Consider the following 18,473-nt stretch of genomic DNA (forward strand, 5'->3'; position numbering starts at 1 on the left):
TTTTATTTGGTATCGACATCAGTATCAACGTTGATGGCATTTTTTAGTAAATCTGCTGGCAAGCTGACACCTTGCTCAGCGGCGTGCTTCGGACTTGCATACAAGGTTAATTTATTCATGACTTCAGGCTTAATGGTATTGACAGCCTCGCCATTTAACACGCGATAAACCATTTTTCCAGTGGTACGGCCAAAGTCATAATCGTTGACACCTAGCGCAGCAGTGGCACCGCGTCTTACACTAAACTCGTCCGAGGCAATGACTGGAATATCAAGCTCGTTAGCGGCACCTGCCATTGCTTCAAATCCTGACACAACGTTATTATCTAACGAGGTATAAATGACATCGACGCGACCAGCAAGACTACGAGTCGCCATTGCAACGTCAGTTGGGCGATTGGCTGTCACATCTAATATTTTAAGTCCACGCGCTGGTGCAAGTTTTTTAAGCTGATTGAGCACCACTACAGAGTTAATCTCACCTGGGCTATAGACGTAACCAATGGTTTTTGCATTGGGTACAATCTTTAAAATATTATCTAACTGCGGCTCAATAGGTAATTCACTGGATAAGCCTGTCACGTTAGATTGAATAGGTAAATTATTTTCATTAATAAGCTTCGCTGCGACAGGGTCTGAGATAGCAGTATAAATAACCGGAACCGTTTTAGTTGACGCCACAATTGACTGAGCAGATGGCGTTGAGATTGCTACGATGGCGTCTGGATTGTCTCCTGCAAACTGCTTGGCAATCTGTCCTGCTGTCGCTGTATTACCTTGGGCACTTTGGAAGTTGATAGTTAGATTTTGGCCTTCAACATAACCATTATCAGCCAGCTCATCAATGATACCGCGGCGCATCTCATCTAACGATGGGTGTTCAACGATTTGAGTAATGGCCAACGTTTTAGCGGGTTTGTCAGTATCAGCGGCTGCACTTTCATCAGTCGTTGCAGCAGTATCGGTAGAATTTGAGCAGCCAATTAATCCAAGGGTGGCGCTAATAGCAGCGCCATATAGGCTTAAGCGTAAAGTAGAAGCAATAGTCATTATTAGGTTAACTCATAAGTTATATCAATCGTAAAAACCAAGTTAACATTATCAGAATCGCTATGTCTACTCATGGTAGTACTTGCATTCGTCTTCGTTATATTTGGTTTTTAAAGATGATACTGGAAAATGCAGGTTAGCCGAGTCAATGCTATGTTGATGCCAAAATAGCAGGCTAACAATAAGGTAATCGTTCCGTCGATCATTATGTTCATATTATGACAGTAATGTAAGTTATCGCAATAAAAAATTAAGGCGTATTCGTCATAGCTGTGATTGAGTCATGTATTGATGGTTTTATTAACCTATATACTATAAAAAACGACATAAAAAAAGACGCCACTAAGGACATCTTTTTTTATGTCAATGCTGAATGGAGCAGTTAAGCTAAAGTATCACCAACCACGCAATCATCAGGCAGGGTAACAACTGTTAGACCTGTCTTTGGATCGCCAGTCGATAACACCATGCCTTCCGAGATACCAAATTTCATCTTACGTGGTGCAAGATTAGTGACGCAAATCACCTTTTTATTAAGTAATTGCTCAGGCTCATAAAATTTACGGATACCGCTAAACACATTGCGCGGCTTGTCTTCGCCAACGTCTAAGGTGAATTGCAGAAGCTTATCTGCGCCTTCGACATGGTTACACTCTAAGACGTGTGCGACTTTCATCTCAACTTTGGCAAAGTCTTCGATACCAATATAGTCAGCTTGCTCAGTACTTATATCAGTATCTGTTTCTGGTTGGATGTTTTTAGCGTCTGGTTTATTATCTTCGCTAGCAACTGGAGTAGCAGTTTGAGCTAATGACTCTTTTGACGCTTCAACCATCGCTGCAACGTCTTTTTCTTCGATACGCTGCATTAAAGGTTTAAATTTATTGATTTTATGACCAAGCAACCATTGGTTACGGCTAGCGAAACTCAAGTCATCAATGTTTAAAAATTCTTTGGCATTGGCAGTCAGCTCAGGTAATACTGGCGCTAGATAAACCATCAATTGACGGAAGATATTAATCGCAACCGAGCAAACGTCTTGAACTTCTTGCTCAGTGCCTTCTTGCTTGGCAAGCGACCATGGTTTTTTCTCGTCAATATACTCGTTGGCCTTATCTGCACATTGCATGATTAAACGCATAGCGCGCGAGAATTCGCGATTCTCATAAGCAGCAGCAATTTCATCACCAGTTTTGGTAATATCTTCTAGAAGCATTGACTCTACGCAAACGTCCGACAGCATACCGTCATATTTCTTCACTAAGAAACCAGCGCTACGACTGGCAATATTAACGACCTTACCAACCAAGTCAGAGTTGACCTTTTGCATAAAGTCTTCTAAATCAAGGTTAATGTCCTCGACTTTGTCAGACAGTTTGCTAGCAAAATAATAACGCAAGTATTCAGGGTGTAAATGATCAGCGTAAGTTTCGGCTTTAATAAAGGTGCCACGTGACTTACTCATTTTTTCACCATTAACCATCAAGAAGCCATGGGCAAAGACACCAGTCGGCGTACGGAATTCACTGCCGGCAAGCATGGCTGGCCAAAATAACGCATGGAAATAAACGATGTCTTTACCAATGAAATGATAAACCTCGGTCTTATGCTCGTTTTCTTGCATCCAATAACGGTCAAAATCAAGCGCTTTATCTGTACCTGCACGCTTATCACATAAGTTTTTAAAGCTTGCCATGTAACCGACTGGCGCATCTAGCCATACATAAAAATATTTGTCTGGCTCGTCGCTTGGGGTATCTGGAATTTGGAAACCAAAATATGGCGCATCGCGTGAGATATCCCAGCTGGTCAGGCCAGCGTCAAACCATTCTTGCAGTTTATTAGCAACCGATGTTTGCAAGCGATTATCACTACGCGTCCAATCCTTTAAGAATTGCTCAAACTCAGGTAAATCAAAGAAATAATGCTTAGAGGTTTTTAGGACAGGTGTGGCGTCAGACAACGTCGAGTAAGGATCTTTAAGATCTGTTGCATCATACGTTGTGCCGCACACTTCACAGTTATCGCCATATTGATCAAGCGCACCGCATTCAGGGCAAGTGCCTTTGACAAAACGATCCGCTAAAAACAATTGCTTTTCAGGATCAAATAATTGCTCAACGTCTTTGGTACTGATATGTCCAGCGCTATCAAGACGACGATAAATCAGCTCGGAAAAATGCTTATTTTCTTCTGAATGCGTGGAGTGATAATTGTCAAAGTTAATCAAAAATTTAGCAAAGTCCGCTTCATGCGAGGCTTTAACTGAGGCAATTTGCTCTTCTGGCGTGATGCCATTAGCTTCTGCTTTGAGCATGATCGCCGTACCATGTGCATCATCCGCGCAGACATAAGTGACCTGATGGCCTTGTGCCTTCATCGCACGCGCCCAAATATCAGTCTGAATATATTCTACAAGATGCCCCAAATGGATATAGCCATTGGCGTAGGGCAGCGCACTGGTTACTAGAATCTCACGCACTTTCATCACCTATACTTTATATAAACGGGTTGGTTATCAAACGTCGCAAGCAGTTTATGGCGAGCAGACGCGATACTATTAATATCAAACTATCAATACTAAAACTTCTAAAAATGAAAATTCAAAAAGTGCGCCTATGATACCGTAAATCGGTCAAATTTGTGACATTACCATACTAATTAATACAGTAATTAATGTGATAACCAATACGGTAACCAATATGGTAGTTAGCTCCGTATGGTACATAAATGGTCGCTCATTTATTAGATATAAATAATACGCCCTAGCTTTGCTCGTTATAAAGTTATTATTAAAAAACCCACCAAGCAATTTGCCAAGTGGGTTTTGAATTTACACATTAAAACTCATTCATATTCAAAGCTCAAGAAACCGCTTAAAGCTTAAACGGTTTCTAAAATGAGCCAAACATCGTCCCTAAGATGATAACAGCGACCACAGCGATGAGTGGAATAATCATCGTGACCATCGCAAGATTCAGGTATGACTGCTTATGGGTCAAGCCACAAATCGCAAACAACGTGATGACCGCGCCACTGTGTGGAAGAGTATCAAGCCCGCCCGCTGCCATAACCGCCACGCGGTGCATAAGCTCTGGATCAATACCAGCTGCGACCGCCATTCTCAGGTAATCTTCGCCCAACGTCGATAGAGCGATACTCAAACCACCTGATGATGAGCCCGTAATACCAGCAAGCGTGGTCATAGCAACGGCTTCTGAGATTAGTGGGTTATCAGGATTTAGGTTTAAGATACTGTCACGAATGATAAGGAAGCCTGCAAGTGAAGCGATAACCGCACCGTAGCCAACTTCCGATGCGGTGTTAAAAATCGGCAACATCGAATCATAAGTACCACGGTTGATGGTTTTTTGTAGATTGTTCCAATGACCGATACGCAGCAAAATCAAAACAATACAGGCAACGACTAACGAGATAATAATCGACCATAGACCGAGTGAGCCGGCGATATTTAAATCCGGAAACTGAGCTTGTAAGCTGCTAAAGTCTATCGAAGGGAAAATAGCATAAGTTAATAAAGCGTTTAAAGCGATGACTAATACCAGCGGAATCATAGCAACCGTAAAGGAGGTGTGATGAGTATTTAGCACTTCGGCTTCTTTTTTTGCTGCACCAACGCCGCCTACATCCTCTTCGTCATGCTGACCGTAGCCTTCACCTGCCGCATTGGCTTTTCTAGCCCGTGACTGTAGCCATAACCAACCACAAATAAACATGATAGTACCGCCGATAATACCTAGGATAGGCGCGGCAAATACGTTGGTATTATAATAAGGAATTGGAATGGCATTCTGAATGGCTGGCGTGCCCGGCAATGCGGTCATCGTAAAGGTAAATGAGCCTAAGGCAATCGCTGCTGGAATCAAGCGCTTAGGAATATCAGCGGCTTTGAATAAGTCTTTGGCGATTGGATAGATAGCAAACGCTACGACAAATAACGATACACCACCATAGGTTAAGATAGCACAGACTAAGATGACTGCTAGAATGGCTTTGCTGGCACCAAGCTTTTCGACCACGGTATTGGCAATTGCTGTCGCCGCTCCAGAGTCTGCCATCAAACGACCAAACAATGCACCTAACAAGAAAATAGGGAAGAATTTGAGTAAGAATCCACTCAAAGCACCCATAAAGACATCGGTATAGGCAGGAATACTACTTAAAAAATCCCCTGATAGGAATACAGCTAATATCGCCATAATCGGTGCCAAAATCAGCACTGAATAACCGCGATAAGCAAAGAACATTAATAGAAATAAAGTAATAACAATAGCAAGTGTGCTAAACATGATCGCCCTCCTTGGCAAAATTCAGTCAGCGATTATGCAGTGCTTGCTAGTAGAGGTCAACACAAGATATCAAATACTTAGTAATAGATTATATTTAGTATGCATCTGTACTGATATGATTATGACCTATAATATTTTTATTCACACTACCAATCGCAACCTCTATAATCTTAAAGTTATTCTCTAGTCGCTATGAGAATAATATGTTAAGTTAGCATAAGTATCGCATATATGATATATCGATATAAATTGTATTATTATGGTTGTACTTGTATTGAGTGCTATGGATAAACTACCATATTTAACAAGCAGTAATCTACTAACAATAAGTTTGAACCATAAACATTAAATCGACAAGGAATGTGGATATGTTTAGTGCTATTACCAATGCGAGCGTACAACTGGTAAATCGGTATTTACCATCCCCCTTTGTATTCTCTATTGTTTTAACGCTCATTGCTTTTGTCGTTGGACTCGCTATTACGGGCCAAAACGTAATAGCAATGGCAGGACATTGGGGCAATGGGCTGTGGTCACTACATAGCTTTGCCATGCAAATGGCGCTCATACTAGTGACAGGCTATGCGTTTGCTAGTGCGCCATTCATTCAGCGTCTACTGGATAATATTGCCAGTCGTATTCATTCCCCTTCGACCGCTATCATAGTATCAACCTTGGTGGGTCTGGTTGGTTCATGGATAAACTGGGGTTTTGGTCTAATTATTGGCGCTATCTTTGCCAAGTCACTCGCAAAAAAAGTAGCTAATGTCGATTACCCCTTATTGGTAGCGGCCGCATATTCAGGGTTTGTTATCTGGCATGGAGGCTTTTCAGGGTCGATACCGTTAACGTTAAGCTCAGGCGGTGACACCTTGCTCACGCTATCGGGCAATGCAATAACCGAAGCAGTGCCTTTATCACAAACCGTGTTTGCCGGATACAACTTGCTCATTGTCGGCTTATTAGTCGTAATCTTGCCTCTGTTAAATCGCTTTATGCACCCAAAAAATCCTACCGTTATTGACCCTAAGCTCATTAAAAAAGAAGCTTATGTGTCGCCTCGCCGAGATACCCCAGCGCAAAGATTAGATGACAGCCGTATTATCGCTGTCATTCTGCTGGCGTTAGCTTTGATGTACTATATTAGTGAGTTTGGCAGCAATGGTTTTAATCTAGGATTAAATATAGTTATTGGGCTATTCTTGTTTATAGGATTGTTATCGCATGGCACCCTAGAGCGTTACTATCGCGCAGTAAACTCAGGTATAGGCGGCATCACCGGCATTGTATTACTGTTTCCGTTTTACGGTGGCATCATGGGTATCATGACCGGAGCAAACGCTGACGGCATCTCTATTAGTACGCAAGTTACCGAATTCTTCGTCAATTCCGCTTCAGCAGACAGCTTTCCTATTTTTGCATTTCTAAGCGCAGGTTTGGTCAACGTCTTTGTACCATCGGGCGGCGGTCAGTTTGCTGTACAAGGGCCTGTCATGATACCTGCTGGTGTCGAGCTTGGTGTCAAACCAGCAGTCACGGCAATGGCGATTGCGTGGGGCGATGCGTGGACGAATATGATTCAGCCATTTTGGGCATTACCGTTATTAGGTATTGCCGGCTTAGATGCTCGAGCTATCATGGGCTACTGTCTGATAGTGCTTGCAGTATCAGGGGCAATTATTATGGGTGTGTTTTGGTTAGTGGTATAACTGGTATGGCGTGTAAATGAATACAGAAGGTAATAAAAACAACAAACTTAATGAAACGATTCAAAGGCAACAATAGAACGGATACATAATAAAGTTAAACCATTATTAATCTATGGGTTAATTAAAAAATCATAAACGATAATTATAGGAGACAACCATGAGTCAATCAAAAGTATATAGTAGTGCAGAAGAAGCGTTAAAAGGTATTGTAAGTGATGGTCAAACCCTCGCAATCGGCGGTTTTGGTCTGTGTGGTATTCCTGAAGCTTTAATCGAAGCATTGCGTGATAGCGGCGTTAAAGATTTAACCTGTATCAGTAATAACGCGGGTGTTGATGACTTTGGCTTAGGATTACTATTACAAACTCGTCAAATCAAAAAAATGATCTCATCTTATGTCGGTGAAAATAAAGAGTTTGAGCGTCAATACCTAGCTGGCGAGTTAGAAGTTGAATTGACCCCGCAAGGTACATTGGCTGAAAAGCTACGTTCGGGTGGCGCTGGTATTCCTGCGTTCTATACTGCAACTGGCGTCGGCACACTCGTCGCGGAAGGTAAAGAGACGCGTGATTTTGATGGTCGCACATATGTGCTTGAACATACATTGCGTGCTGATGTGTCATTAATCAAAGCGCAAAAAGCAGATAAATCGGGTAACTTAATGTTCAACAAAACCGCCCGTAACTTCAATCCAGACTGTGCAATGGCTGGCAAAATTACCATTGTCGAAGTAGAGGAAATCGTAGAGACTGGCACGTTCGATCCTGATGAAGTGCATCTGCCTGGTATCTTTGTGCAGCGTATTGTATTAAACAGCAACCCTGAAAAACGTATCGAAAAAACGACAACTAAAGCAGTTGAAAACGCTTAAATAAAGAGTCTGTCAAAATATTTTTTAACTTTTTAGATTAATGATAATAGAACATTGTAAAAAATAAGGAAATTACCATGGCATGGACAAGAGAGCAGATGGCGCAGCGCGCTGCGAAAGAATTACAAGACGGTTATTATGTGAACTTAGGAATTGGTCTACCAACTCTAGTGGCTAACTATATTCCTGAAGGCATGGATGTTTGGCTACAGTCAGAAAACGGTCTGTTAGGTATTGGTGAGTTTCCAACCGCTGAAAACGTAGATGCTGACTTGATTAATGCAGGTAAACAAACGGTGACAGCAGAGCCGGGTGCCAGTTATTTTGCTAGCTCAGAGTCATTTGCCATGATTCGTGGCGGTCATGTCAATTTGGCAATATTGGGCGCGATGGAAGTCTCGGAGCAGGGCGACCTTGCCAACTGGATGATTCCTAAAAAGATGGTCAAAGGCATGGGCGGTGCCATGGATCTAGTTGCAGGCGTGCAACGCGTGATTGTATTAATGGAACAAGTTAATAAACACGGCGATCCAAAAATTCTTGCCAATTGTGAGCTGCCATTAACCGGCAAAGGCGTAGTGGATCGTATCATCACTGAGCTTGCCGTATTAGATGTCACTAACAATGGTTTGAAGTTGGTTGAGCTTGCAGATGGCGTTAGCTTTGAAGAACTACAAGAAAAGACGCCAGTGAGCATTGCTCAATAAGCATGTTGCATACATATATCTTGCACAGGCATTAAAACAAGCTATTTGATAAAGGAATATAAAATATGGCGACTCAATTACAACAAGATTTGACAGGTAAGGTAGCTTTAGTCACAGGCTCTGCAAGTGGTATCGGACGTGATATCGCTGAGACTTATGCCAAAGCAGGGGCAGCGGTTGGTATTGCAGATATTAATCTTGAAGCGGCGCAGCAAACGGTCGATGCTATTGAGGCTGCTGGTGGACGCGCACTGGCGATTGCTATGGATGTGACATCAGAGGATGCCGTAAATGATGGCGTGCAACAGCTAGTTGATACTTTTGGCGGTATTGACATTCTCGTCTCCAATGCCGGTATTCAGATTATTGATCCGATTAATAAAATGGCATTTGATGATTGGAAAAAGATGCTCGCCATTCATTTAGATGGTGCATTTCTGACTACCAAAGCTGCCGTACAGCATATGTATAAAGACGATAAAGGTGGTACGGTCATTTATATGGGTTCAGTACACTCGCATGAAGCCTCACTTTACAAAGCACCTTATGTGACTGCTAAACACGGCTTGCTTGGATTGTGCCGTGTGTTAGCCAAAGAAGGCGCTGAGCACAATGTACGCTCACATGTGATTTGCCCAGGATTTGTTAAAACGCCGTTAGTCGAAAAACAAATCCCGCAACAAGCGGCAGAAAAAGGCATCAGTGAAGAGTCGGTGGTTAATGACATTATGCTGGTCAATACAGTCGATAAAGAATTTACCACCGTTGATGATATTGCTCAATTAGCGCTATTTTTAGCAGCGTTCCCAAGCAATGTGTTTACAGGGCAGTCTATCGTTGCCAGTCATGGTTGGTTTATGAATTAAACAGGTTTGATTGATATTTTATTAGTTTAGTATTCATTAGCTTGCTAATAAAAGACCAATCCATTAGCATCTAGTTTCTATTAATTTGAGCCAATAATATTGGCTCTTTTTTATGAGCTTTTGCTGCACCGTTTTGGGACGCACGGAGTAAAAATAATGAATAATAAAGATTTTGCCGAAACTTTTGCAGCGAAATTAGGCCGTGCCATCGAACAACAGCAATTCGAACAAGCGATTAATCAAGTACAAGATTTGCGACCTATTGATATCGCTGATGTGCTCGCACTCATGGAGTCCGAACTTGCTTGGCAGCTATTAGAGCGCTTATCTAATCGTTCTACCATTTTTTCTTATCTAGAACCTGATGTTCAGGTCGCTATGGCACATGAGTTTCCTCGAGATAGCATGGCGATATTAGTAGGGGAGATGCCCGCTGATGAACGCACCGATTTATATAAGCATCTAAATCAAGATCAGCGCGACGCTTTACTACCAGCACTAGCGCAAGCAAAGCGTGAAGATATTCGCAGACTATCTGCCTATGAGGAGCGCACTGCTGGCGCCTTAATGACGTCTGATTATGCTACTTTAGCTGCTCGGATGACAGTAACTGAGGCATTGGATGCGCTACGACTGGAAGCCCCCGATGCTGAGACCATCTACCATGCTTATGTGATTGATGATGAACGTAAGTTGTTAGGAGTTGTGTCGTTACGAGTACTAATTTTAGCGTCTCCTGAACAGTTAATTAATGACATTATGATGAGCACTGTGGTGTCTTGTAATGTGAACGACGATCAAGAGGACGTCGCCAAAGTAGTGGCTCGTTATGACTTGATTGCACTGCCAATTACTGATGACAGTGGTGCCTTGGTAGGCATTGTCACCCATGATGATGCGATGGATGTCGCTAGTGATGAGGCAACTGATGACTTTCATAAGTCAGGCGGTGTCACGACTATGGTTGGTAGGCTCAAAGATGTCAGCGTTAGAGTACTGTATCGTAAGCGCGTGTTTTGGCTGGTGTTTTTAGTATTTGGCAACTTGCTTTCGGGCTTTAGTATTGCCAATTTTGAAGAGGTAATTGCGGCCAACTTAGTGCTGGTGTTTTTCTTACCACTCCTAGTCGATAGTGGCGGTAACGCTGGTTCTCAGTCTGCCACCTTGATGGTGCGTGCGTTAGCGACGGGCGATGTGGTCATGCGAGATTGGCTCTCGCTATTGGGACGAGAAGCTGTAGTCGCGCTAATGCTAGGCGCTACTATGGCAGTTGCTATCTCTATCATTGGTTATGTGCGCGGCGATGCGGTAGTATCTTTGGTGCTCGCGCTTAGTATGATGTCCGTGGTTATGATTGGCTGTGTGATTGGAATGAGCTTACCTTTTGTATTAAATAAAATAGGTCTTGACCCTGCCACTGCGAGCGCACCTTTAATAACCTCAGTATGTGATGCCTCAGGCGTGCTGATTTACCTGTTTATTGCTTCTCAGTTTTTATCTATATAACTTTAATGATAGTCAATTTAATTCAGAAATACACAACGCTGCTGGGATATTTTATTTTAAAAACTAAGTCGTGTAGCCTCTGTCAGTGCCATGGTCGAATGTTAAACACTCCCTAGTCGCACGCCAAAAAGTTTTATACCTTTTTTTATTTTGAACTGACTATATATAATAGCTTATTAGTAAATAATCGTAAGCGCCAGTAAGATGGTAGCCAGCAGCTAAAATATAGAAGAATTTCATTGCAGTCTTTTTATTAATAACAACTATTAATATTATAGTTTTTTTAATATTCTCAATTCAGATACACTGATTATCTTAAGAGTATTTACTATTAAATTCTTAAAAGTCATGTCATCAAACCTATTCATATAGAAGTAAAGGTAGCTATGTTCAACTTTATAAAAAAAATAACGTCAGAAAAACCTGAAACTCCGCAACAGCAGGCAGAGCGTGATAGTGCTGTGGATAAAGTATTGCTTGGCTATGAAGTAGGTACTATTAGTATTGCCACTATGGTAACGGGGCTGGAACGTGATGGCGACCAATTAACCTTAGACTTACGTTTACCAGCAGATACTGATCCTGAAATTATTCAGCAAGAGCTTGGGCGACTGCTGCATCCGCACGGTATCAAAACCATTCATATGAATGTACGTCTATCAGCGGCAGCTAAGGGCGCAGGCTCAAGCTTACCGAAGCAAATGCCAAAGACGACGGATGCCATGGCTAAGCAAGCCAAGCCTACCGCACAATCCAATACAGACAGCGAACCACCGATTACTAAAGCTGCACCAACACAAGCGTCACTAGCGCCGCATCCGCGTATTCGTCATATTATCGTAGTCGCGTCAGGTAAAGGCGGTGTGGGTAAATCAACTACGACCGTTAATATTGCCTTAGCATTACAAAAGCTAGGCAACCGTGTTGGCGTACTCGATGCTGATATTTATGGCCCTAGTATGCCAACGATGCTAGGCGTCGCCGATGTAAGGCCGCAACTAGAAAATGAGCAGTTCGTTCCTGTCGATGCGCATGGCATGGCGATGTTATCGATTGGTAGCTTGCTCGATGGTGATAATACACCTGTCGCTTGGCGTGGGCCAAAAGCCACTGGCGCGCTGATGCAGCTGTATAACCAAACCAATTGGCCGCAGCTAGATTATTTAGTGATTGATATGCCGCCAGGTACGGGTGATATTCAACTAACGCTAGCACAGCGTATTCCAGTCACTGGCGCAGTGATTGTCACGACGCCTCAGCATATTGCACTACTTGATGCGCAAAAGGGCGTTGAGATGTTTAACAAAACTAATATTCCGGTACTTGGTGTAGTTGAAAACATGGCATTGCATACTTGTAGCAACTGTAACCATACCGAAGCTATCTTTGGTACTGGTGGTGGCGAGTTTATCGCTGAGCAATATCAGGTACCGCTGTTAGGGCAGTTGCCACTTGCCAGTGGTATTCGTGCCCAAGTGGATAAAGGCGAACCAAGCGTACTCGCTGATGATGAATTTGCGCCGTATTATCTGAGTATTGCTAAGAATATCGAAGCCAATATTAATAAATTCGCTAAGCCTATCGATGATAAGCGTATTTTTTGATGGTTCTTAATGGTATTGAAATAGCCTGAACGGTTAACCTGTAAAGTGCTTGTATTTTAAAAAGGAAGTATTGTGAGCTTATCTATCTATCAAAGTCATTTAGATAATATTCCCAAACAGTATAAGTTCCTAAAATTATTGCGCCCTCCGATATATGTGATTGAACTCTCAAACAATCAATTGATTGGCGTTTGCTACTATAAAGATGGTAGTAGCAAACGTCATCAGGTTAAAGCTGACTTTAGCAACCGCCGGATGGTGATTGCTGATTTTAATAAGTTTTCAAAGGCTCTCGCTGACCTGTTAATTAAGTTTCCTAGACACTTTTTATGGATGAGTGTAATGGCATCAACGAATGTGACAGAAACGTTAGTTGATGGGTGGACCAGCATTGAAGTTAAGGTAATAACGGAAGCATTTTTTGTGGCTTCTGCACAGGCAAAAAGAAGAGTTTTACACACCACAGTCAGCTATCAAGGAAAGATAGTCTCTTTTAATAAATAGTCACTCTAAGCAAATAGTCTCTTTAAAAAACCAGTACCTTTAGAAAAATTTGGCTAGGATGCCTTGACGATGTATCAAAATCGCAACGAACAAGATCAGCAACACTTATCCACCAGCTTGCGACCAGTTGCTCTTGACGAGCTTATTCAAAATGGTCAGCCTACCTTTGGCGTCTTTGCTCACGTCAAGAGTATCAACTATCTTGACTATTATAGTTATCTTATCTCACAAAAGTCCTTACCCAATTGGCGCAAAGCGCTCAAAGCCAACCAATTTTGCTTTATCCAAATTATTCAGCCTCCTTATCGAGTCTGTTTAGCACTGGCGACCATTAAGCTTGCGACTAGTGCCTTCGTCTATCTTTATAACGATGAGACTGATGAGTTAGAGGTTGATGAAGCGCTACAACCTTTGACTCGCCAAACACATTTAACAGGTGATTGCTATCAAGGGCAGATTGCGTTTGTTCATGCAAAGCTGACAGTTACTTTAGATTTTACGCCCGCGCAAGTTATCGTTGCGCTAGACAGTCAAAACCTTGCACTCCATGCAACCTTAGCAAGGCAGTCGCAGCCACTCGCTGTCTGTACACCAACGGGCAGGCGAGGCTGGACGTTCACTCAAAAAGAACCTTTGACAGCCATATCTGGGCATTTACTCATTAAAGGCAAGTCAAAGTTTAACGTTAATGCTTCTAATATTCCTGATTCTAAAGCCAAGCAAATAGACTTTACTAATACCACCATTGCCAATCTAGATTGGACACTTGGTTATATGCGTCACAAGACCAATTGGTTTTGGACGTGTATTAATAGCTATTTACCAGATGGTCGTCATTTTGCATTGAACTTATCGATGGGCGTTAATGAGACAGGAGCCAGTGAAAATGCGTGCTGGCTTGATGGACAGATATCTTACTTGCCGCCCGTGATGTTTATACGTAAAGATTTGGACGCATCAGCGCAGAATATTTGGAGTGTCTATCATCAAAACTTAGGTTGGAGCAATGTCGACATTGATTTAACCTTTACGCTTATTACTGTCTATAAGAAGACGGATAACTTTGGTGTGCTTGCCAGTATCTTTGAGCAATGGATTGGACTATATAGTGGTGAAATACGCTTAGGAAACGAGGTGATTAGAATTGATAAGATGATAGGGCTGGCAGAAGATCATTTTGCCAAATGGTGAATCATGATAGGTAATAAGTCCGTTAATATCGTTATGGATTTTAAAGTCGCCACTGCTCTATAAATTAAGCCGCCAATTCCGTATAATCGTCGCTATTAAATATTTGCTAAGGAAGAACAATGTCTATCAAGTCTGACCGCTGGATTCGTAAAATGGCTGAAGAGTATGGCATGATTGAGCCATATGAACCGGGTCAAGTACGCTTTAATGATGCAGGCGAACGCTTGGTTAGTTACGGCACCTCAAGCTATGGTTATGACGTACGCTGTGCGCCTGAGTTTAAAGTATTTACCAACGTGCATTCAGTAGTGGTTGATCCTAAAAACTTCGATGAAAAAAGCTTTATCGATATTGTAGGTGATGAGTGCATCATTCCACCCAACTCATTTGCATTGGCACGTACGATGGAGTATTTCCGCATTCCACGTGATGTATTGACGATTTGCCTTGGTAAATCAACTTATGCACGCTGCGGTATTATCGTCAACGTGACGCCACTTGAGCCTGAGTGGGAAGGGCACGTGACTTTAGAGTTTAGTAATACCACTAATTTGCCAGCACGTATTTATGCAGGTGAAGGCGTGGCACAGATGCTATTCTTCCAAAGTGATGCTGATGATGTCTGCGAGACCAGTTATAAAGACCGTGGCGGTAAATATCAAGGTCAAAGAGGTGTTACATTACCAAGAACCTAATACGGTCTTTAGGGATGCAAGCCCTTTGAACCGGCAACAAAAAAGCTGGGCGTATCTAATACGCTCAGCTTTTTTATGTCTCAGTGTTTATTAACTTAAGCTTTATTATTTTAAGACTTTTAAACCTGCTTTGTTATCACGTTTTGGCTTAGGAGTGACAGTAGGACTCTTCTTAGCAGCAACTTCTGATTCGTCCTCAGGCTTATAGTTTTCATATTCACTAGGATCAAAGAACATACCCTGTGAGTTTTCTTTTGCATAAATACCCATCACAGCAATAAGCGGTACCCAAATCTCTTGCGATACCCCACCGAAGCGTGCACTGAAATGGATGTATTCATTTTCCATACTCATGTTGCCTGTAGCACGGCTAGCGATATTTAGCACGATACGACCATCTTGGACGTGTTCGGTTGGTATTTGTACATTCTCAGCAGTGGCATCTACCATTAGATACGGTGTCAGGGCATTGTCTTCTATCCATTCGTATAATGCACGCACCATATAGGGGCGGGTTGGGGTAATAGACGTGGTTTCGCTCATCTGATGATTTCCTATATTTAATGGTCTTTAATGATTAAAAAATACCTTGTTCAGCTTTTCATTAACGGATAAAACATCAATGAAATTTGCTTATCTTTTATTTTATTAGCTTGTATTGGACTAATTTCCATTTTAATCAAGCTGTCTGCAGTCGTCTAATTAGCGAACGCTTTTTTTAAAGCTCTCACGCTCAAAGAGTCGTGTTTGATAGTCAAACAATGGACGACTGATAGCTCGAGGTAGTTCGATACCCATCTCTTCAAGACGCCATAACAAGGGCGCTAACAGCACATCGCACCAGCCAAATTCATCTGCCATAAAATAAGACTTATGAGCGAACAGTGGGGATAGGGTAATCAATGAATCAGCCAACTGTTTTTTTGCCACGGCAGCTTGGGCTTTATTAAAGCTATCTGGATGCATGAGCAGTCGTTTACCAAGTACCAGCCAATCACGCTGGATACGCCATGCTAACTGTCGAAATTGTGCCCGCTCTTGCGGGGTATCAGGCAGCAGTTTGTTTGCGTGATAACGTTCCTCAAGATACTCAAAGATAACGTTAATCTCATATAGCGAGATTTCACGTTGTTGTAAGACAGGCAAAGTATGATAAGGGTTTAGCTCGGTCAGGTCTTCAGGGCGCTCAGAATGTAAGCGTGATAAATAGTAAGCGAGCTTCTTTTCTTCAAGTAATAGGCGTACCACATGACTGTCGTAGCCATCATCAGCATATAAAATTAGCTGACTACTTGGAATGTCATTCGCATCAATCATGAAAGCCTAATGTTAATAGTTAAGGCTGCCATCGTAAACAAAGTTGCCTCGTTTATCAAGGTAGTAAGCGTAAACTATATCGAGTATCGGTACTAATAGTGCTTAATACAAAAGTATTAGAATATTCCTTAATGCAAAACAAAAAAAGAGGCACTACCGAAGTAATGCCTCTTTTTATAAATAAATATAGAATTTACATATCACATTCAATTGTTTGATTATTTTACGTCTTTCCAAAACTCTTTGTTTAGTAGATAAACAGGAATCAATAAGACGAGCAAAAATAGAATAACGAACATGCCGATGACCTGACGATCATGACGAACAGGTTCGCCCATCCATGCCATGAAGTTAACTAAATCACCAACTTCGCTTTCAAACTCTTCTTTACTTAAATCTTCTTGTAGATTATGCAGTACATGAGGCATAGCTGCATTCGCCAACACTAAGTTGTTAGCACCCCAAGGACGACTTGGGTCCTCATAGAATGATAACAAGTAAGTATAAACCCAGTCGTCACCGCGTAATCTGGTCTCAAGCGATAAGTCTGGTGGTGCTGCCCCAAACCATGATGCTTGAATCTCAGGATCAATTTCAGCATCAATATGATCACCAATTTGATCAGTGGTCACCATCAAATACTTTTCGACCAGCTCAGGTGGTATCTCTAAGTCTTTCGCTATACGTGAATGACGAACGTACTTCGCTGAGTGACAACCTGCGCAGTAGTTCATGAACATCTTAGCACCGTTCTGTAACGAACCCTTATTGGTAAAATCAATTGGGGCTGTGCTACAAGCTAAATGTTCTTCGACACCTTCGGCATTAGTGAACGTACCGCATCCACTACCTGCGGCCAGTGCAGTACCAGCAGTCAGGGTTAATGCCGCACCTAAGCCCAAACCAGTTAAGGATTTTGTTAGCGTGTTCATTAGTGACCTCCGGTAACGCGTTCTGGTGGCTGTTTACACTTCTCAATGGCAGTGTAAATCGGCATCAATAAGAAAAACAAGAAATACAATATAGTAAATATACGAGCCATTAATGTCGCTGTTGGCGTCGTTGGCGTCGCACCTAAATAGCCAAGTACCAAAAAGCTAATTGCAAAGATGGTTAGAGCAATTTTAGATAAAATACCTTTGTAACGTATCGAACGTACAGGAGATCTATCAAGCCATGGTATTAGGAACAACACTGCAATCGCAGCACCCATCGCTATAACACCACCAAGCTTATCAGGAACCGCACGTAAGATGGCATAGAAAGGAGTGTAGTACCATACTGGCGCAATATGTGCAGGCGTTTTTAGTGAGTTAGCTGCTTCAAAGTTTGGTGGCTCAAGGAAGAAACCGCCGCCTTCTGGGAAGAAGAATACCACTGCAAAGAAGCAAATAAAGAACACTACAATACCAACCATATCGTGTACGGTGTAGTAAGGATGGAACTCAATACCATCTAATGGTATGCCGTTTTTATCTTTGAGCTTTTTGATGTCGATACCATCTGGATTGTTTGAACCCACATGATGCAAAGCCACTAAATGCATAAATACTAAACCGACCAATACTAGTGGAATAGCAACTACATGTAAGGCAAAGAAACGGTTTAGAGTAATACCTGAGATAATATAATCACCGCGTACCCATTCAGCAAGACCGTCACCAATAACTGGTAGCGCAGCAGGAAGATTCAAAATAACCTGTGCACCCCAAAATGACATGTTGCCCCACGGTAGTAGATAACCGAAGAAGCCTTCTGCCATCAAGGCTAAGTAGATGCCCATACCGATAAGCCAAATAAGCTCACGTGGTTTCTGATATGAACCATAGAGCAAGGCTCTAAACATATGCAAATAGACTACTACAAAGAATGCTGATGCCCCAGTCGAGTGCATATAGCGAATAAGCCAGCCGCCTTTGACGTCACGCATGATGTATTCAACAGACGCAAATGCTCCTTCGGCACTTGGGTTGTACATCATCGTAAGCCAAATCCCAGTGACCAATTGGTTGACCAATACCACCATTGATAAAACGCCGAAGAAGTACCAAAAGTTAAAGTTCTTCGGTGCATAATATTTGGACATGTGGTATTCATAGGTTTCAGTCGCCGGAAAGCGCGCGTCTACCCAATGCATTAACTTT

General features: G+C 42.2%; 16 protein-coding genes. 9 read left to right on the forward strand and 7 right to left on the reverse strand.

Going from position 1 to position 18,473, the window contains the following annotated elements; translation table 11 throughout:
- Positions 1-2: 2 nt before the first annotated feature.
- The 3 genes from AAEY87_RS09785 to AAEY87_RS09795 form a co-directional block, all read right to left on the reverse strand.
- Entirely contained in the window at positions 3-1,049 is a 1,047-nt protein-coding gene (locus tag AAEY87_RS09785) for an ABC transporter substrate-binding protein (protein ID WP_350657035.1), read from the reverse strand.
- Positions 1,050-1,431: 382 nt separating this feature from the next.
- Positions 1,432-3,537 carry a methionine--tRNA ligase gene (gene metG, locus AAEY87_RS09790; RefSeq protein ID WP_350657036.1) on the reverse strand — a complete coding sequence of 702 codons (2,106 nt, stop codon included), beginning with the start codon at positions 3,535-3,537 and terminating at the stop codon, positions 1,432-1,434.
- A gap of 406 nt (positions 3,538-3,943) precedes the next feature.
- A complete protein-coding gene (locus AAEY87_RS09795; protein ID WP_068036523.1) occupies positions 3,944-5,359 on the reverse strand; it encodes a GntP family permease in 1,416 nt (471 codons plus the stop codon).
- A gap of 368 nt (positions 5,360-5,727) precedes the next feature.
- On the opposite strand from AAEY87_RS09795, the gene AAEY87_RS09800 reads away from it, so the two are divergent.
- The 9 genes from AAEY87_RS09800 to dcd all read left to right on the forward strand — a co-directional run bounded on the left by AAEY87_RS09800 (position 5,728) and on the right by dcd (position 15,012).
- On the forward strand, positions 5,728-7,068 hold the full coding sequence (locus AAEY87_RS09800) for a short-chain fatty acid transporter (protein WP_350657037.1): 1,341 nt from the start codon (positions 5,728-5,730) through the stop codon (positions 7,066-7,068).
- Positions 7,069-7,225: 157 nt separating this feature from the next.
- Positions 7,226-7,939 carry a CoA transferase subunit A gene (locus tag AAEY87_RS09805; protein ID WP_068036521.1) on the forward strand — a complete coding sequence of 238 codons (714 nt, stop codon included), beginning with the start codon at positions 7,226-7,228 and terminating at the stop codon, positions 7,937-7,939.
- Between the two features lie 77 nt (positions 7,940-8,016).
- Complete coding sequence (locus tag AAEY87_RS09810) at positions 8,017-8,646, forward strand: CoA transferase subunit B (RefSeq protein ID WP_350657039.1); 630 nt, start codon at positions 8,017-8,019, stop codon at positions 8,644-8,646.
- A gap of 65 nt (positions 8,647-8,711) precedes the next feature.
- Positions 8,712-9,512 carry a 3-hydroxybutyrate dehydrogenase gene (locus AAEY87_RS09815; RefSeq protein ID WP_068036519.1) on the forward strand — a complete coding sequence of 267 codons (801 nt, stop codon included), beginning with the start codon at positions 8,712-8,714 and terminating at the stop codon, positions 9,510-9,512.
- 156 nt (positions 9,513-9,668) lie between these two features.
- Entirely contained in the window at positions 9,669-11,018 is a 1,350-nt protein-coding gene (gene mgtE, locus AAEY87_RS09820) for a magnesium transporter (RefSeq protein WP_068036518.1), read from the forward strand.
- Between the two features lie 386 nt (positions 11,019-11,404).
- On the forward strand, positions 11,405-12,622 hold the full coding sequence (gene apbC, locus AAEY87_RS09825; RefSeq protein ID WP_350657040.1) for an iron-sulfur cluster carrier protein ApbC: 1,218 nt from the start codon (positions 11,405-11,407) through the stop codon (positions 12,620-12,622).
- 72 nt (positions 12,623-12,694) lie between these two features.
- Positions 12,695-13,126 (forward strand): hypothetical protein, encoded by a 432-nt coding sequence (locus AAEY87_RS09830; protein ID WP_350657041.1) that lies wholly within the window; start codon positions 12,695-12,697, stop codon positions 13,124-13,126.
- Between the two features lie 69 nt (positions 13,127-13,195).
- On the forward strand, positions 13,196-14,317 hold the full coding sequence (locus tag AAEY87_RS09835; protein ID WP_350657042.1) for a DUF2804 domain-containing protein: 1,122 nt from the start codon (positions 13,196-13,198) through the stop codon (positions 14,315-14,317).
- Positions 14,318-14,436: 119 nt separating this feature from the next.
- Positions 14,437-15,012: a dCTP deaminase gene (dcd, locus tag AAEY87_RS09840; RefSeq protein ID WP_068036512.1), complete on the forward strand. Its 576-nt coding sequence runs from the start codon at positions 14,437-14,439 to the stop codon at positions 15,010-15,012.
- 105 nt (positions 15,013-15,117) lie between these two features.
- Here the strand turns inward: dcd and AAEY87_RS09845 are convergent, their stop codons facing one another.
- From AAEY87_RS09845 to AAEY87_RS09860, 4 genes are all read right to left on the reverse strand, one after another.
- A complete protein-coding gene (locus tag AAEY87_RS09845) occupies positions 15,118-15,555 on the reverse strand; it encodes a ClpXP protease specificity-enhancing factor (RefSeq protein WP_350657043.1) in 438 nt (145 codons plus the stop codon).
- A gap of 159 nt (positions 15,556-15,714) precedes the next feature.
- Complete coding sequence (locus AAEY87_RS09850; protein WP_068036508.1) at positions 15,715-16,329, reverse strand: glutathione S-transferase N-terminal domain-containing protein; 615 nt, start codon at positions 16,327-16,329, stop codon at positions 15,715-15,717.
- 218 nt (positions 16,330-16,547) lie between these two features.
- A complete protein-coding gene (locus AAEY87_RS09855) occupies positions 16,548-17,261 on the reverse strand; it encodes a cytochrome c1 (protein ID WP_350657044.1) in 714 nt (237 codons plus the stop codon).
- Complete coding sequence (locus tag AAEY87_RS09860) at positions 17,261-18,466, reverse strand: cytochrome b (protein ID WP_203226538.1); 1,206 nt, start codon at positions 18,464-18,466, stop codon at positions 17,261-17,263. Before AAEY87_RS09860 ends, AAEY87_RS09855 begins: the two co-directional genes overlap by 1 nt.
- Positions 18,467-18,473 lie beyond the last annotated feature (7 nt).

Origin of the sequence: Psychrobacter sp. S1-30-MNA-CIBAN-0213 (genome assembly GCF_040309845.1) — a bacterium.
Taxonomy (GTDB): Bacteria; Pseudomonadota; Gammaproteobacteria; order Pseudomonadales; family Moraxellaceae; genus Psychrobacter.

Excerpts from the sequence above, each read along its gene's own strand:
- AAEY87_RS09795 (WP_068036523.1), bottom strand. The coding sequence starts at position 5,359 with ATGTTTAGCACACTTGCTATTGTTATTACTTTATTTCTATTAATGTTC.
- AAEY87_RS09855 (WP_350657044.1), bottom strand. The coding sequence starts at position 17,261 with ATGAACACGCTAACAAAATCCTTAACTGGTTTGGGCTTAGGTGCGGCA.
- mgtE (WP_068036518.1), top strand. The coding sequence starts at position 9,669 with ATGAATAATAAAGATTTTGCCGAAACTTTTGCAGCGAAATTAGGCCGT.
- AAEY87_RS09785 (WP_350657035.1), bottom strand. The coding sequence starts at position 1,049 with ATGACTATTGCTTCTACTTTACGCTTAAGCCTATATGGCGCTGCTATT.
- AAEY87_RS09850 (WP_068036508.1), bottom strand. The coding sequence starts at position 16,329 with ATGATTGATGCGAATGACATTCCAAGTAGTCAGCTAATTTTATATGCT.
- AAEY87_RS09835 (WP_350657042.1), top strand. The coding sequence starts at position 13,196 with ATGTATCAAAATCGCAACGAACAAGATCAGCAACACTTATCCACCAGC.
- AAEY87_RS09845 (WP_350657043.1), bottom strand. The coding sequence starts at position 15,555 with ATGAGCGAAACCACGTCTATTACCCCAACCCGCCCCTATATGGTGCGT.
- AAEY87_RS09860 (WP_203226538.1), bottom strand. The coding sequence starts at position 18,466 with ATGCATTGGGTAGACGCGCGCTTTCCGGCGACTGAAACCTATGAATAC.
- AAEY87_RS09805 (WP_068036521.1), top strand. The coding sequence starts at position 7,226 with ATGAGTCAATCAAAAGTATATAGTAGTGCAGAAGAAGCGTTAAAAGGT.
- AAEY87_RS09800 (WP_350657037.1), top strand. The coding sequence starts at position 5,728 with ATGTTTAGTGCTATTACCAATGCGAGCGTACAACTGGTAAATCGGTAT.
- apbC (WP_350657040.1), top strand. The coding sequence starts at position 11,405 with ATGTTCAACTTTATAAAAAAAATAACGTCAGAAAAACCTGAAACTCCG.
- metG (WP_350657036.1), bottom strand. The coding sequence starts at position 3,537 with ATGAAAGTGCGTGAGATTCTAGTAACCAGTGCGCTGCCCTACGCCAAT.
- AAEY87_RS09815 (WP_068036519.1), top strand. The coding sequence starts at position 8,712 with ATGGCGACTCAATTACAACAAGATTTGACAGGTAAGGTAGCTTTAGTC.
- dcd (WP_068036512.1), top strand. The coding sequence starts at position 14,437 with ATGTCTATCAAGTCTGACCGCTGGATTCGTAAAATGGCTGAAGAGTAT.
- AAEY87_RS09810 (WP_350657039.1), top strand. The coding sequence starts at position 8,017 with ATGGCATGGACAAGAGAGCAGATGGCGCAGCGCGCTGCGAAAGAATTA.